General features: G+C 61.6%; 11 protein-coding genes. 4 read left to right on the top strand and 7 right to left on the bottom strand.

Features of this window, described 5'->3' with window-relative positions; translation table 11 throughout:
• Positions 1–64 precede the first annotated feature (64 nt).
• The 5 genes from K5X80_RS05215 to K5X80_RS05195 all read right to left on the bottom strand — a co-directional run bounded on the left by K5X80_RS05215 (position 65) and on the right by K5X80_RS05195 (position 8719).
• Positions 65–595 carry a Ros/MucR family transcriptional regulator gene (locus tag K5X80_RS05215; protein ID WP_222559786.1) on the bottom strand — a complete coding sequence of 177 codons (531 nt, stop codon included), beginning with the start codon at positions 593–595 and terminating at the stop codon, positions 65–67.
• Between the two features lie 410 nt (positions 596–1005).
• The gene (locus tag K5X80_RS05210) at positions 1006–2661 is read right to left on the bottom strand and encodes an arylsulfatase (protein WP_222559785.1); all 1656 of its coding nucleotides are present in this window, start codon (positions 2659–2661) and stop codon (positions 1006–1008) included.
• 26 nt (positions 2662–2687) lie between these two features.
• On the bottom strand, positions 2688–5150 hold the full coding sequence (locus tag K5X80_RS05205; protein WP_222559784.1) for a TonB-dependent receptor: 2463 nt from the start codon (positions 5148–5150) through the stop codon (positions 2688–2690).
• Positions 5151–5444: 294 nt separating this feature from the next.
• Positions 5445–6320, bottom strand: coding sequence for a sugar phosphate isomerase/epimerase family protein (locus K5X80_RS05200; protein ID WP_222559783.1), 876 nt, complete (start codon positions 6318–6320; stop codon positions 5445–5447).
• A gap of 56 nt (positions 6321–6376) precedes the next feature.
• Positions 6377–8719 (bottom strand): membrane-bound PQQ-dependent dehydrogenase, glucose/quinate/shikimate family, encoded by a 2343-nt coding sequence (locus K5X80_RS05195; RefSeq protein WP_222559782.1) that lies wholly within the window; start codon positions 8717–8719, stop codon positions 6377–6379.
• 319 nt (positions 8720–9038) lie between these two features.
• On the opposite strand from K5X80_RS05195, the gene K5X80_RS05190 reads away from it, so the two are divergent.
• On the top strand, positions 9039–9773 hold the full coding sequence (locus K5X80_RS05190) for a hypothetical protein (RefSeq protein WP_222559781.1): 735 nt from the start codon (positions 9039–9041) through the stop codon (positions 9771–9773).
• Positions 9774–9886: 113 nt separating this feature from the next.
• Here K5X80_RS05190 and K5X80_RS05185 read toward each other — a convergent pair whose 3' ends face one another.
• Both K5X80_RS05185 and K5X80_RS05180 read right to left on the bottom strand, forming a co-directional pair.
• The gene (locus K5X80_RS05185; protein ID WP_222559780.1) at positions 9887–11155 is read right to left on the bottom strand and encodes a phytanoyl-CoA dioxygenase family protein; all 1269 of its coding nucleotides are present in this window, start codon (positions 11153–11155) and stop codon (positions 9887–9889) included.
• 151 nt (positions 11156–11306) lie between these two features.
• The gene (locus K5X80_RS05180) at positions 11307–12359 is read right to left on the bottom strand and encodes an AraC family transcriptional regulator (protein ID WP_222559779.1); all 1053 of its coding nucleotides are present in this window, start codon (positions 12357–12359) and stop codon (positions 11307–11309) included.
• A gap of 210 nt (positions 12360–12569) precedes the next feature.
• On the opposite strand from K5X80_RS05180, the gene K5X80_RS05175 reads away from it, so the two are divergent.
• The 3 genes from K5X80_RS05175 to K5X80_RS05165 all read left to right on the top strand — a co-directional run bounded on the left by K5X80_RS05175 (position 12570) and on the right by K5X80_RS05165 (position 14672).
• Positions 12570–13076, top strand: a complete 507-nt coding sequence (locus K5X80_RS05175; RefSeq protein ID WP_222559778.1) for a hypothetical protein — start codon at positions 12570–12572, stop codon at positions 13074–13076.
• Positions 13077–13233: 157 nt separating this feature from the next.
• Complete coding sequence (locus K5X80_RS05170) at positions 13234–13683, top strand: RNA polymerase sigma factor (RefSeq protein WP_222559777.1); 450 nt, start codon at positions 13234–13236, stop codon at positions 13681–13683.
• Positions 13683–14672 (top strand): FecR family protein, encoded by a 990-nt coding sequence (locus tag K5X80_RS05165; protein WP_222559776.1) that lies wholly within the window; start codon positions 13683–13685, stop codon positions 14670–14672. The genes K5X80_RS05170 and K5X80_RS05165 overlap by 1 nt, the downstream gene beginning before the upstream one ends.
• Positions 14673–14734: the final 62 nt, after the last annotated feature.

The following is a 14734-nucleotide window of genomic DNA, read 5'->3' as shown; positions in this document are numbered from 1 at the left end:
CGCGGCATAGCCGGCACCCCCTCTTCGGATGTGCGAAACTGTGTCCGGGCCTAGCCCGGCAGAGTCACGCTTTCCCGCCATCCCCGCCGTTGAAACGCAAGCCCAGCTTGCGTCCGCGCTTGGCCTTCGCCTTTGCGGGGGCAGGTGCTGCGGGTGCGGGCGCAGCCTTGGAACCGCCGGTTGGGCGGTCGGTGTGGCCGAGGCCGATCTTCACTGCCAGATCGCGGCGCTGCATCGCATAGTTGGGAGCAACCAGCGGATGATCCCCCGCCAGATTCCAGCGTTGCCGATATTCATCCGGCGTCAGACCGTGATCGGTCATCAGGTGACGCTTGAGCAAAGTCAGTTTCTTGCCGCATTCAAGACAGGTGACATGATCGGGGCGAACCGACGCGCGGATCGAAACGGCCGGCTCCAGCGGGGCTTCTTCCTCGACATGTTCTTCACCGAGGCCCGCCAGCGCCTGAAATACGTTCTCGATAAGAGCCGGAACCTCATCAATGGCTACGTTGTTGTTGCTGACATGTGCAGCGACAATATCGGACGTCAGAGTAATTAACGTCTCGCGAGCCTGTGCATCTGGTTGCAAGGGCATTTCCTTCATCATTACGCGGCATTGCCAAATCACTTGGCCGTGATTCTTCGAATCCGCACCGAATTACGGAACGGCTCCAAAACGCCTAAGCGCCAGAGCGCAACCATTCAACCCACGGTTTTGCGTGAATCCTTAGGATGGGATAAAATTCTGCGTCGGATGCACGATTAAATCGCCTCTTACACGCAAGATGCTCACAGAGCGCAATTTTCCAACAGAATTCCGACAGAATGCTCCGGTTTATGAAGCTATGTTCATCTGGGGTTCGGATTCAGCCTCTATAGGAGGCCCCGCGCAGATTGAGAGCAATCTTCATCTGCCCTCTCCCCCCTTTTATGGCGCGCCACTTTCGTGGCGCGCCTCTTTTTTGAAACGTCACGGGAGCAGGTGTCTGCCCACCGCCCTTTGCATCAATTCCCCGGAATGACCGGCAGCACGACGCCCTTTTCGGTGGCGTAGCGGTTCCACCCCTTGATCATCCCGGCGAGCTGTTCGGGATTGCTGCGCGCCAGATCGTTCACTTCACCCGGATCGGCTTCGATATCGAACAGTTCCCAATGGCCGCTGCCGGTCGGCGGCGGGATATGCACGGCTTTCCAGCGCCCTTCGCGGACATAGCGGCGGCCGAACATTTCCCCAGCGGCGAAAGTAGGCGACAGTTGCGGCGGCGGAGCACCGGGCTTGATCCGCTGGGCGAAGGAAATACCCTGCGGTGCGATTACCGGCTTACCTCTGAACTCGGCAGGCTTGTCCAGCTTCACCTGCGCCAGATCGAGCAGTGTGGGCACCACGTCACGCACCGACAGATAGCTCGGCTCGATCCCCGTGCGGGCCTGCCTCGGATAGCTGAGGAACGAGACGACACGGGTCCCCCCTTCCGTCGGGAAGGACTTGTAGCGGCGGAACGGGGCGGAGCCCGCTTCGGCCCAGTTCGCCTTGTACCAGACGTAGGACTTGGCCGAACCGATGGCCTCCAGGCTGTTGTCGGCCCCGGCCAGCATGGCCTTGCCCGCTTCCGGAATGATAAAGGACTGATCCAGCTCGTGCCCTTCCGGGCCGTTGTCCGACAGGAACATGATCACGGTGTTGTCGTACTGACCCCGCTTCTTAAGCTCGGCGACCAGCTTGCCCACATTCTGATCGAGCCTGTCGACCATCCCTGCGTAGGCTTCCATCGTCCGCGCTTCGATCCGCTGTTCCTCCGGCGTCAGATCGGCCCAACGCCTGGAAGAAGACTGGTCGTGGGCGACGACGTTTTCCGGGATCATGCGCAGGGATTTGAGCCGCTGCAACCGCTGCTGGCGCAAGACATCGTAACCCGCATCATATTTGCCCGCATAGCGTTTGATATCCTCGGGCGGGGCCTGGATCGGATAGTGGGGCGCGGTGAAGGCAAGGTAGCCGAAGAACGGTCGCTTGTCCTTTGCGGCGGGCAGGAACGACAGGAACTGCCCGGTGAAATAATCGCTCGAATAGAAGTTCGCTGGGATCGGCACTTGCTTGCCGTCCAGCGTATAGACCAGGCCGACATTGGGCATGTCAGGCCGTTGGCGATCCTGATCGGCGCCGAAATGATTGTGGCCACCGCCCAAGAGAGTGAAGGACCGATCGAAACCGCGCGCCGCCGGATTGGCGTGCGGGTCATAGCCCAGATGCCATTTGCCCGACTGGAACGTATAGTAGCCCGCATCCTTCAGCCGTTCGGCAATCGTGGCGACGCGATCGTTCAGATAGCCTTCGTATCCCGGCTTATCGATCTGGTTGTCCTGCCGCAGTTCGGGAAAATTGCCGAGCCCGGTTTGGTGGTGATCCACCCCGGTGAGCAGTTCGGCCCGCGTCGGCGCGCACACCGGCGTGGCGTGAAAGTTCGTGAACTTCACCCCCTTGTTGGCCAACGCATCGAGATTCGGCGTCCGGATTTCACCCCCGAAAGCCCCCAAATCGGAAAACCCCATGTCGTCCACCAGAATGACGATGATATTGGGGCGGCTTTCCTGTGCAGAGGCCGAAGCAGCGGATACGGCGGTCATCGCCGTCGCCGCCAGCAGCATTTGTAACCTGTTCATGGTCTATCTCTCCGATTGGTGTTTGATTACAGCGATGTGCGCAAAGTCACGCCGTAGGTGCGCGGGTCTCCGGGGCCGCCGCTATACTGACCGGTATTGAAAGCCGCCGAGCCCATCGTGTTGAAATATTTGGTGTTGAACAGATTCCGCGCATAGACGGAGATATCCCAGCGCCCATCGGGATGGCGGAAACCGACGCTGAGATTGGTAAGCCCGTATCCCTTGATCACCGCGTCTTCGGCCAGGTTGTATGTCCCGTTGAATTTGGACCGGTAGCTGTAGTTCGCGTTGGCATAGACCTGCGCCGACGAGGACACATCCACCGCATATTCCCCGCCGAGCGATACGGAATACTTCGACACGCCGGGCAGACTGCGCCCGCTAAGATCGCAGGCCGTCTGCAATCCCAGGTATTCCAGCGGGCAAGGTGCGTTGCGGAACGATTTGTAGATCGCATCGACGTAGCTTGCCGATGCGAACAGGCTGAGATTGCGGACCGGGCGCAGAGTCGCGTCCAGTTCGATCCCTTGCGTGCGCACCGTACCGACATTGGCGATATAAGCGGTGGGAGCACCGTTGTTGTCGACCTGCTGGCTCTGGTAGTTCTTGATACGGGTGTGGAACGCCGCGAGATTGAGCGTGAGCGCCCGGTCGAACAGCGCGGTCTTGATCCCCGCTTCGAAATTGTCGACCTTTTCGGGCGCGATGACCGGATCGGCATGCACGGCATTGAGATTGAGACCGCCCGATTTGTAGCCTTTGGCGTATGTGCCGTAGATCATGATATCGGGCGTGATCTTGTACGATAGCGTGACCCCGCCCGAAAGATTATCCTCCTTGGTGCGGGCGTCGTAGCGCGGGATCGTGGCCCCGAACGAATTGCGGATCGCCTGCGCGCCAAGGGCGATCTGATCCGGCGTCAGTGCCGGGCCGCGCTGGACCTGTTCGAAGAAGCCGGTCTTCTTCTCCTTGGTGTAGCGCAGGCCCACAGTGAGATCGAGCCGGTCGGTCGCATGCCAGATCACCTGGCCGAAAGCCGCGTAACTCTTGGTGTCGGCCCGCGCGGTGCCATCCACGAACAATCCGTTCAGCGCCGCCTGCCCGCCTGCCGATGCCTGTGTGCTGCCCTGCGCGGGCCCGAGAATCCACAAGGCGGCATCCGAACCGTACTTGGTGAACAGTTTGTCATCGATCCGCTGATTGAAATAATAGAGGCCGACCACATAATCGACATCGTTCTTACCGTTGGAGGCAAGCCGCAGTTCCTGGCTGAACTGGCGCTGCTTTTCATAAATCCCGGCATCGACGAAGATATCCAGCGGCAGCAGATCGGCGTCGATCATCGGGCGGTAGGAGAGCTTGCGCCATGCGGTGACCGAAGTCAGCGTAGCCGGGCCGAAATCGTAATCGGCAATGGCGGTGATGCCGTGGGTCTTGAGATCGAGGCGGAGCGGGCGATTGATATCGATTTCCCGATTGAACGGATCGACCGGCAACGGCGTGTAGCCGAAGCGCTTCGCCCGGGTGTAGAAATCGTTGGGCAAGGCCGTGCCGTCCACCCTCGTGGTGCGCACACCGGTGGTGGTGCCGATGCAGCAGTCCTGCTTGTATTTGCTGTAATCACCGATCACGCGCAGCGAGAATTCCTCGGTCGGTTGGAACAGCACCTGCCCCCGGATCGAAAACGTGTGCAGGTCCGACTTGCGGCTGCCGTCGTGGACATTCTTCAGGAAGCCCTTGTCCCGTTCCGTATCGGACACGGTAAGGCGAACAGCCAGCTTGTCGGTGATCGGTGCCGATCCGGTCGCGCGCACCTGCAGCGTCTGGTAATTGCCGACGCTGACTTCACCCCGGAATTCGGGATCGAAAGTCGGGGCTTGCGAAGTGATATGAATGGCGCCTGCGGTGGTGTTCTTGCCGAATAAGGTGCCCTGCGGGCCGCGCAGCACTTCGACCTGTTGCAGATCGTAAAGGTCGAACGCCGCCTGCGCGGGGCGGCTGTAATAGACCTGATCGACATAGACCCCGACACCGTATTCCAGCCCAAGGCTGGCAAAAGCAGGCGTTGCCCCCAGCCCGCGAATATTGATGTTCGTCTGGCGGGCATTGGTAGCGGTTATTTGCAGACTGGGCGCCAGTTGCGCGACCTGTGTCAGGCCGATAGCCCCCGGCACAGCCACTTGTTCGTTGTTGAGCGCGGTTACCGCAATCGGCACATCCTGCGCGCTTTCCGCGCGGCGCCGCGCCGTGACGACGATATCGGCGTTCGAAGCGTCGGCCTGGTGCTGCCGGGCCTGTTCGGGCGCGGCCTGTTGCGGGAATCCGCCAGCGGGCTTGCCATCGATACGCGACAATACGGGACGTGGCGCCGCCAGCGACGCCACCCCGCCCAAACCATCGGCCGCCGATGCCGGTGAGACGACAAACGGCATGGCACCCAATGCGCAACTGGCGAACAGCGCCGTCCTGATGGAATAGTGTCCTTGCATGTGAACCCCCTCAAATTGTCTGTTTTCGGTCAATCCGGATCAGATCGATGGCAGGATAGCGGGCAAACGGGACGGCGGCGTGCAAACGCGGCGCGCAGCAATTTGTGCGCAATTTCGACGCCAGGCTGCCGTACCCGTCATGCCCGTCTCCCACGGTATTTTTGGTTTATGCAGGCGCCCATATGCTGGGTGGCCCGGGCAGGCGATAATGATCAGTCAGGTTGCACGCGCAATGGCTATCGCTGCGTCCCGTTCACTTCATGTCCTTTTGAAATAAACAGGGCTGTTTCGCGATTATGCTGCGGCAGGCGGCTGGCTCGACCGGCTGGCTTCGCGCGTTTGCTCCAGCGCTTCACGGGCGCGCCGGGCAATTGCCTGTGGGGAGAGGCCCGCCGTCGCTTCGCCCATCACTTCCACTCCCAGCGGCGCCATGCATCCAGCCGCCCGCAATTCCCGCAGCAGCGCGGGTAGAGCGAATTCGCCTTCCCCCGGCCATTCACGATTGGCGGCATCGGCAAAGCAATCGCCCTGCCTTGTCAGGCGGCCATCGCAGAACTGGGTGGCAAGAATGCGTTCGCCCGGAATGCGGGACAACATATCCCGCCCGCCGCTGCGCATCAGATGCAGCACATCGAGCATGATGCCGCCGTTGTCTCGCCCCGCCAGCCGAACGATGTCCCAGGCGGCCGCAAGATCGGGCACCGGCCCCCATGACAGGAATTCGAGATGAACCAGCAAGCCATGCTCGGCCGCTCGATTGCACAAGCGGGCAAAAGCTTCCGCCATCTGCTCCAGCGGCGCGGTGCGCAGGAACGGATCGACCGCGCTGATCGAACGCGCGTCCAGCACTTCCGCGATGGCAAAGAATGCGTCCTGCGAATGGCCGAAAAAGGGAATATCCAGATCGTAGCCTGCGCCCTGCCTGTCAGGCAGCGGGAACAGCCAGTCCACCACGCCATCCAGTTCGGCCACACGCAGATTATTGTCCGCCAGCAGCGAACGGATATCCGCGTCCGAAAGGCCCGCCGCCCGCGCCGATTTGTAATCCCCGCCGGACAGGGAAATCGCAGAAAAACCGGCACTACCCGCAGCCTCGGCAAATTCGCGCAGGGCGCCGAAACCCATCGTCGCCGTGCACAGAACCGTATCATCCGGGCCCAAAGCGGCCATTGTCCATCTCCCGCCCGGCCCCGTTATGCCCGGCGGGAGGAACTTATCGCACGGCGTCAATCAGGCAAAGCGTAAGCGATGACATAGTCGCCGGGTGTCGTCCCCATGAAGCCATGGCCGCCCGCTGCGATCACCACATATTGCTTGCCGCTCCGGCTCGAAGTGTAAGTCATCGGATTCGCCTGTCCACCAGCGGGCAGGCGGCCTTCCCACAGCAATTTGCCGGTCGTGGTGTCGAATGCGCGCAGGTAGTTGTCGATCGTGGCAGCGATGAACGTCACCCCACCCTTCGTCACCACCGCGCCGCCTAGATTGAACACCCCCGGCACGGCAATACCCAGTGGCGCGTGATCGCGGGTCGTGCCCAGTGGCTTTTCCCAGACGAGTTTCTTCGTCTTGAGATCCACCGCCGCCAGCGTACCCCACGGCGGAGCATTGCAGGGCAGCCCCAGCGGCGAAAGGAACGGCGCGAAATCCACCGCATAGGGCGTGCCGTATTGCGGCGACAGCCCCTTGTGCCCGTTGCCCGCGCTGGCGACCAGCTGCTTGTCCGCTTCCTTACGAGGGACGAGGCGTACCGTCAGCGGCATGCCCGACGTGTTGACGATCATCAGCCCGCGCGCTTCGTCCACGGCCACGCTGCCCCAGTCGATCACGCCGAAATTGCCCGGATACTGCAAGGTGCGATGCGTCGAAGGCGGAGTGAACTTGCCCTGATAGCGCATCTGGCGGAACTGGATACGGCACCACATCTGATCCAGCGGGGTCGCCCCCCACATGTCCTTTTCGACCAGCGGCGCCGGGGTGAAGCTGTGCATGCCAGTGGACCAGGGCTGCGTCGGCGCATAGCGTTCTTCCGGGATATCGCCCTTGGGCACCGCCCGTTCTTCCACCGTGGCCAGCGGCTTGCCATCGCGCCGGTCGAGCAGATAGATTTCACCATGCTTGGTCGGCTGGATCAGTGTCGGCACTGTGCCGCCCGGCGTCGGCAGATCGATCAGCACCGGCTGCGATCCGATATCGTAATCCCACAGATCGTGATGCACGGTCTGGAAATGCCAGCGGGCCTGCCCGGTCTTCGCGTCCAGCGCTACCACCGAACTGGAATACTTGTCCGACACCGGCGTGCGGTTGCCGCCGAAGAAATCGGGGGTGCTGTTGCCCGTCGGCACATAAACCAGCCCGAGTTCCGGATCGGCACTGAACAGCGTCCACGCGTTGGGCGTGCCGGTGGTGAAAATCTCGTCCGGCTTGAGTTGCGCCCCTTCCGGCCGGCCGATATCCCATGCCCAGAGCAATTTGCCGTCGCGCGCGTCGAACGCGCGGACAACGCCCGAGGGCAGATTGGTCGCCACACCATCGAGCACGAAACCACCAACGACCGCGGCATTTCCGATGATGGTGGCAGGCGAGGTTGAATACTGATGGCCCGGCTTCATCGGTCCCAAACCATCGCGCAGCGATATCTCGCCATTGGTGCCGAAGCTCTGGCAGCGTTTGCCGGTTTGCGCGTCGAGCGCGATCATCCGTCCGTCGATCGTGCCCACCAGGATGCGGCGCGGACAATCGCTGACCGCCTCCTGCGTCTGGAAATAGGATACGCCACGGCAGACCAGCATGGCCACGCCCGTGTCATCCGTCTTGGGATCGTGGCGCCACTTTTCCTTGCCGGTATCGGCATCGAGCGCGACCACGATATCGTGCGGCGTGCAGAAATAGAGCGTATCGCCGACCTTGATCGGTGTCGCCTGGAACATGAAGGCCGACGTGGTCTTCGGATAATTGGCCGCGATATCGCCGGTGCGATATGTCCACGCCACTTCGAGATTGCTAGCGTTTGCAGGCGTGATCGCGCTGGCGGGGGAATAGCGGGTGCCCGAAAGCGTGCGCCCGTAGTGTTCCCAGTTGTCGTCCAGTTCCACCGCCGTCGATTGGGGCAGTGCGCTGGTGCTGGCGGGCATGGCCGACACGCTGCCCTGCGAAGTCAGCCCCGCGCTCGCGAGGACCGCCACGCCGCCTGCCGCCACCGCGAGCGGCAGGAACCGGGCCGGGGTCTTGCGGGCAGGCTGCGCCGCAAAGGCGCGCTGCACCCACGGCATCAGCATATAGACAAGAATGAACAGCGGCCCGCCAATGCGCGGCAGGAGCTGCCAGAAATCCGCACGCACTTCCCACAAGGCCCAAAGCAAAGTGAGCAGGAAAACGGCCAGATAGACCCACGTTCCCAGCCGCCGCCCACGGCATATCAGCACGCCGGAGACGAGGCAGCCAAGCCCTGTCAGCACATAGTAGAGCGAGCCGCCGAGGCTGGCCAACCAGGCTCCGCCAAGGCCGAGCACCAGCCCCACCAGCACCAGAAATCCGCCCAGGGCCCACAGGCCAATCCGTCCAGCCGCCATCCCAAACCTCCGTTTCGCCGCCCTTAGAAACGCAGCCTATCCGCAACGCAAGTATTTTGGCATCCGCCTTGCTCATGCTCATCGAGACTGTCGCGCAAAACCTGAACCGGATCGACAGCTTTGCGAACCGCACAGCCTCACAAACAGAACGTTGTCGGGCCGGATGTTACGGTTGCTTGTTCAAGCACCCCGGAATCGGCAATTTCTTGCTCTCAACAGGCTGTTTGCCAACCGATTCTTGCGGCAATCGCTTCGTTCATCTAGCAGCGAAACGGTCCACGCTACTGCGCGGCTCCGGTTCAGCGGATGGGAAGACATGATGAAAAGATTCGTCGGCGTTTCATGCACAGTTCTGGCTTTTGCCACCCCGGCAGCGGGTGCGGAGCAAACCGCCCCCGCCTCCATCATCGAAGTGCAGGATGTCGACCGTGACACCGTGCCCGCTGGAACGCCGGAAGCATTCTGGGCCGCTTTCGGTGAGAATCTCAAGAACGAAGCCGATCGCACGGTGGACGAAACGACTTATACGTATGTCCCCCTGGCTCTCATCCCCCTGCCCGGCGGCAAGACCGCGCTGGTCAGCACCGGGGCCAGCGAATGCACGGGCCATGCCTGTTCGGGCCTCAATTCGGTGCATTATCTTGAACGCAAGGGCGCCCGTTATACCGTCACCGGCGAATGGCTCGACGTGGGTACCAGCGGAACGTTCGGCAATCCGGCGCTGTATTGGGGATGGAGCGAGGCGATCGCAGCCGCCCCCGTCCTCTACACCGAAGGCGGCGGCACCTGGCAGGGCTATAGCTGCGCCTTCGCGGTCCTGACCGAACTGGCCGCCACCGGCCCGGCCGAAATCGCCAGCATCCCCATCTATTACACTGACGAGGGGGCCAGGGAAACCAACAGCACCGTGGTGAAAGGCCAGATCACCGCAGCGGAAAAAGGCCGCAGCTTCACAGTGACTTATACCGGTACGCGGACTTTCAGCGAACGCTACGTCCGGGGCGCGGACGGCACGTACAAAGTGGCGGGCAAATCGCGCGTTCCCACCTGCTAGAACCATCCGCGATGCGGGGATGAAAGGCCGTTGCACATGGCCTGAACCATCCCTGCATCGCGGCCCCCCATGCTCTCCCAGAAGCCTTCGGGAAGCCGCCAGCCGGGGCCCGCCTACCCCTGCGCTTCCACTTTCCCCGCCATCTCGTCGACGCTGGGCATGCGGTCCATATGCGGGATAACCTGATCGAACGTCATGAACCGGTCCAGCAAAGTCCGCGACATGGGATTCATGAAGCGGGTGTAGATCGTGCGGCGGCGCAGCGGGCCATTGGCCTTGGGCGCCGCATGCAGAATACAGCCGAAATGCACCGTGACATCTCCGGGCTGCGTTTCGAATGTGACCACCGGCAATCGTTCCCATTCCGCTTCCGAAAACTGGTCATGGCACGTCCGGCCCGCGCTTCCGGCGAGGAAATAGAGCTGTGAGCTTTCCGATGTCGCCGCATCGAGCTGAATACCGATCTGAATGCGCGGGCAGGTGATCGGGCAACCGCCAAGCCCACAATCCTGATGCCAGCCCAGCATATAAGTGGAATCCGAATTCTCCCCGCCGGTGAATTCCCTGATAATGGCATGAGTGCCGTTGTCCCGATCGTAGGATGGGATCAGATCCTCCTCCGACAGGCCGTTGAGGAATGTCACCATCGGGTGCCGATCCAGCTCCGCGATCAGCGTCGACTGGAGCGCCATATAGTGCAAATCCCAGACTTTTTTGACGCCTTTCTCGTCAGCCGACCAGCGGGAAAAGACGTCGCCCTCCACCGAATTGTCGCGCAGCCGGTCGGTCTCATCCGAAAGGCGCGCGATCTCGTCGGCCGAAAAGGCGGATCGCACATGCAGGTAGCCTGCCGTGCGCAGGAAATGCGACATGGCCCGCGGATCGTCATCGCGGTTGAACGATTTGCGGATATCGAGCGGCGAACCGTCAAGATCACGCAAATCCAGCGATTTGGGATCATAAATAGGAGTGCCGCTGTAAAGGCAGCGCAGGGCCGGTTCCCACGCGTCCCACTGGCGGAAATTGCCGCGCACAAACCGGACAGCTTCTTCGTAAAGCAGGCCGAAGCGGGTGCGCAGCTCGTAGTAATAATTCTGCCAGCTGTCGGCGGACATTTCGATCACCAGTTCCGCATCGGCCACCACACCCGGAACGATACGCACCCCGTTTCCCTGGCAGACATAACTGTAGGCCAGCCCTTCCGGTGTCTGGATGGCAATCGGCGCCGCATGCGCCACGTCCCAGGCGATCTTGTCGCTGACACCCCGCCGCAGCCGATAGGGTAGGACGATTTCATGCATCGCCTTGAAGTCCACCGGCGGGAGACCCATGCTGCGTGCGGACCCGACGTTGATGTCACGCTTGATCTGAAATTCGGTCATTTCGCTCTCCCGGAATTGCAGGCGCATTCCTCATTATCCGACACAGAATGCAGCCTTATGGCTGTATGGGGGAGAGCATGATTTCACCCACAGGGGGACATTTCAGGTCAAACAAACGGCTGGCGACGCACCCAAGACGCTGGATAGCTGATTATCCGTTGCCCGGACGCCGGGCCTGCTCCCGGAAATCGGACGGTAACAGCCCTGTCCATTGCGCGAAGGCCCGGCGGAAACTGCGCGCATCGTGGAAACCCAGCCGGCGGGCGATCTCGGCCATGCTCATCCCGCTCCTGCCCAGCAGCGTTTTCGCGATTTCCTTCCGGCATTCGGATTTCACGGTGAGGAACGACGTATCCTCGTCCCGCAGCCGCCGCGAAAGGGTAGACGCGCTGATGCCGAAATGGTGGGCCGTCGCTCCGCTATCGGGCAGGCGATGCCCTTCCTGTGCCAGCTGCTCGAACCAGGCCCGGATGGATGCCGCCATCGATCCCGCTCCGCGCATGAAAAGGAGCGGATCGTAAGCAATCAACTCCATGACACCGTCCAGATCGCGCTGCGAATGCCGCACTTTGCGCGCAAGATTGTCCGCTCTGAACGCGAGATAGCTTTCACCACCGCCGTAACGCACCGGCGCTTTGAGAACGGCTATTCCCGGATCCGGGCATTGCGGCTCGGGCAGGGCAAGGCCGATCTCCACCAGATCGATCGGTTCCGCCCCCAGCCAAGACAGGATATTGTGATAGAACAGCACATTGGCCACCACGAGCGATGGCGGAGCCTGTTCGACCAGAGGCGTCAGGTCGAGCTTGAGACGCGCGGTAGCCCCAATCGTTTCGAGCGCCAGCGAATAGCCCCGATCCTCCAGAAATTCGTTGAAATCGATCGCTCTGCGGCATGCATCGCCCACCGTACTTGCGGCGATCACATAGGACAGAAACGCTTCAAGCGCCTTTTCCCGGTTGCCCGTCCGCGACCAGTCCCGCCGGGCCACCTGTTCGAGCAGGCGCGTGCACAGGCCATAAACATGCACGAAATCCGCGCGCGCAAGCGCCAGGATATCGCCTCGCAGCAAAGCAAGAAATTGCCGCTCGCCCCCTGGAAAATCGATCTGGCGCGCAATTGACGGAGCATAGGCGTGAAGGTCGCGCAGCATGGGCTGCAACAAGTTGGCCGGAACCGTCAAAGGCATCTCAAACAGTGCCATCGCCACGTCTCACGCTCTCCCGGAACCAATAATAGAGACGCCCCGCCCGGCAGGACAACACCCATGACACGCCGGCGCGCTTGACGCGGTATCCCGGCCATTTATAGATCGAAGTCCACGAATAAGAAAAACATCATAAAGCCCGATCATTCAGCCAGCGCGGACAGCACCGGATGGATAGGATATCGGCAGCTTGGGAGATATAGGTTCATGGATGCTGAAAACGCACGGCTGACTCCGCTCAAAGGTCTGTTCGTTCTCGCCGGGGTTGTCGGGGTGGTTGCCGTGCTGGTCGGAATCGGCATCCTGCTGCAATTGCCCGCACTTTATGCCGGGTTCCTGTTCGCACTCTACTGGACAGGCCTGTTCCATGCGGAAGCGGACAAGTTCCTGCCCTCGCTGATAGGTTCGCTTGGCGGTCTGGCGCTGGCCTACGCTCTCACCGCACTTCCGGCGTCGCTGGGAGAAACGGCGGGCGTGGCTATCGCCGCGCTGCTGGTGTTGCTGGCCATTTACGCCATCATCATGAAATGGCTTCCGGTCCTGATAAACTATGCATTCATGCTGTTCCTGACTGTCGGCAGCATTCCCGCTCTACACAATGACACGACGCTGTGGGCCATGGCCTGCGCGGTAATCGTGGCCGCCGCATATACGGGCGCGCTCGTGTTCGGCGGCAAGAAGCTGGCGGCCCGCTCCGCCCGTTCGGCGGGCTGATCGCCAGCCCGTAGGTCGCACCCGCCCCAGATCGCCACGCCGCCAGGTGACCGGGCAATCGGGGCAGCGGGCGGCCATAGCGGGCAGGAAGCATGGCATGGCGGAAAGGCCAGTCGATAATATCGCCAAGATGGCGCCCGAAGCGGTAAGGCTTCGCATGGCGCTGCGGCGTTATGTGGCGCGCAAGGTGCCTGCCGGCGATGTCGACGACCTGCTGCAGGATGTCTTCCTGAATCTTGCGAAATCGCAACCGCAGACCTCGATCGGCAATCTGTCCGCCTACGTTTTCCGGATCGCTTCCAATCTCGTTCTGGCACGTGGCCGGCAACAGCGGTGGCAATCCTACCCCGACGACGCCGCGCTGGAAGTGCCGGACCATACCGCGTTCCCGCCCGACCGCATTCTGGCGTCGCAGGAGGAACTGCGCGCGGTCATGCAGGATATCATGGGGCTGCCGCGGCGTACCCGCGACGTGTTCCTGCTCCACCGCTTCGAAGACATGACTTATACGGAGATCGCGCAGCATTTTGACATTTCGTTAAGCGCGGTAGAAAAACACATGATAAAGGCGCTACGCCTGCTGTCGCGCGCAGCGAGCACCCGCTGATGATGGATTTGGACGTGATCACGGATCGGGATTCATCCGCATGGCTGGCCAGACTGCGCTCGGGCCGGATGACGGCTGCGGACCAGCGCCAGTTTGATGCGTGGCTGGAAAACCCGGCCAATCGCGCGGATTTCCAAGCCCTGTCCCACGCTTACGAAGGCCTTAGCCATTGGGCGGACGATCCGGTGGTGTTCAAAGCCAGAACGGCGGCGCTGCAAAGGGCAAGCAAACCCCCTCTCCGCACACTTTTGCCTATCGCCGCCGCAATTGTTGCCGCCGTTGCGGTTGCGCTGCTGCTTTTCACCATGCCCGGCATGGTCAACAACGGCCCACAGCCAGAGAAAATCCTGACGACAGCTGCGAACCAGCGGCAATATGCCACGCTGGAAGATGGCAGCCAGTTGGTTCTGGACGGGAACACGAAGATTGCCGTCCGCTTCAATAAGGACAAGCGGCAAGTGTTCCTGCGTCAGGGGCGGGCCTATTTTGCCGTAGCCAAGGACCCCGCCCGGCCTTTCGTCGTCCATACGGGCCTGGGATCGGTCTATGCCGTGGGCACCGCCTTTTCCGTCGACGGGCGCAAGGAAGGCATGAAAGTCCTGCTCACCGAAGGGAAAGTCCGCGTAAAACTTGAACCGGCGCATACGCTGGCGGCGCGCAAAACCATCGACATGCTCCCGGGAACCGAGCTGTCAGCGGACCGGAAAGGCTGGGCCGTCCAGCGCGCGCCTGTTGACCATGCGCTCGCCTGGACCGAGGGGTTCATCGTTTTCGACGATACCAGGCTGGCCGATGCGGTGGCCGAGTTCAACGCGGTTTCCAGGCGGACTCTTGTTCTCGGGCCTGGCCTCGGCCAGCAGAGGATCAGCGGCACTTTCCGCTCCGGCATGGCCGAAGATTTCTCCCGCGCGCTCGAAGCCTATGGCATCGCCCGGATAGAAAGCCAGGATGAGAAGCAGATTCGCCTGATCGGCCCGACCGCAAAATAAAGTCGCGTCAGGAGGTGAGGGGAAATTCCCCGGCCGCATCATACCCTTCAGAAGACGGAGGG

The sequence above is a fragment of the Caenibius sp. WL genome (assembly GCF_019803445.1).
Classification (GTDB): Bacteria; Pseudomonadota; Alphaproteobacteria; order Sphingomonadales; family Sphingomonadaceae; genus Caenibius.
The sequence above is the reverse complement of the archived record's forward strand: the minus strand, read 5'-3'. Positions and strand labels throughout refer to the sequence as shown.

What these genes read in the sequence shown, in the direction of transcription:
- K5X80_RS05195 (WP_222559782.1), bottom strand. Translation starts at nt 8,719, where the DNA reads ATGGCGGCTGGACGGATTGGCCTGTGGGCCCTGGGCGGATTTCTGGTG.
- K5X80_RS05215 (WP_222559786.1), bottom strand. Translation starts at nt 595, where the DNA reads ATGCCCTTGCAACCAGATGCACAGGCTCGCGAGACGTTAATTACTCTG.
- K5X80_RS05190 (WP_222559781.1), top strand. Translation starts at nt 9,039, where the DNA reads ATGAAAAGATTCGTCGGCGTTTCATGCACAGTTCTGGCTTTTGCCACC.
- K5X80_RS05170 (WP_222559777.1), top strand. Translation starts at nt 13,234, where the DNA reads ATGGCGCTGCGGCGTTATGTGGCGCGCAAGGTGCCTGCCGGCGATGTC.
- K5X80_RS05205 (WP_222559784.1), bottom strand. Translation starts at nt 5,150, where the DNA reads ATGCAAGGACACTATTCCATCAGGACGGCGCTGTTCGCCAGTTGCGCA.
- K5X80_RS05200 (WP_222559783.1), bottom strand. Translation starts at nt 6,320, where the DNA reads ATGGCCGCTTTGGGCCCGGATGATACGGTTCTGTGCACGGCGACGATG.
- K5X80_RS05210 (WP_222559785.1), bottom strand. Translation starts at nt 2,661, where the DNA reads ATGAACAGGTTACAAATGCTGCTGGCGGCGACGGCGATGACCGCCGTA.
- K5X80_RS05175 (WP_222559778.1), top strand. Translation starts at nt 12,570, where the DNA reads ATGGATGCTGAAAACGCACGGCTGACTCCGCTCAAAGGTCTGTTCGTT.
- K5X80_RS05180 (WP_222559779.1), bottom strand. Translation starts at nt 12,359, where the DNA reads ATGGCACTGTTTGAGATGCCTTTGACGGTTCCGGCCAACTTGTTGCAG.
- K5X80_RS05165 (WP_222559776.1), top strand. Translation starts at nt 13,683, where the DNA reads ATGATGGATTTGGACGTGATCACGGATCGGGATTCATCCGCATGGCTG.
- K5X80_RS05185 (WP_222559780.1), bottom strand. Translation starts at nt 11,155, where the DNA reads ATGACCGAATTTCAGATCAAGCGTGACATCAACGTCGGGTCCGCACGC.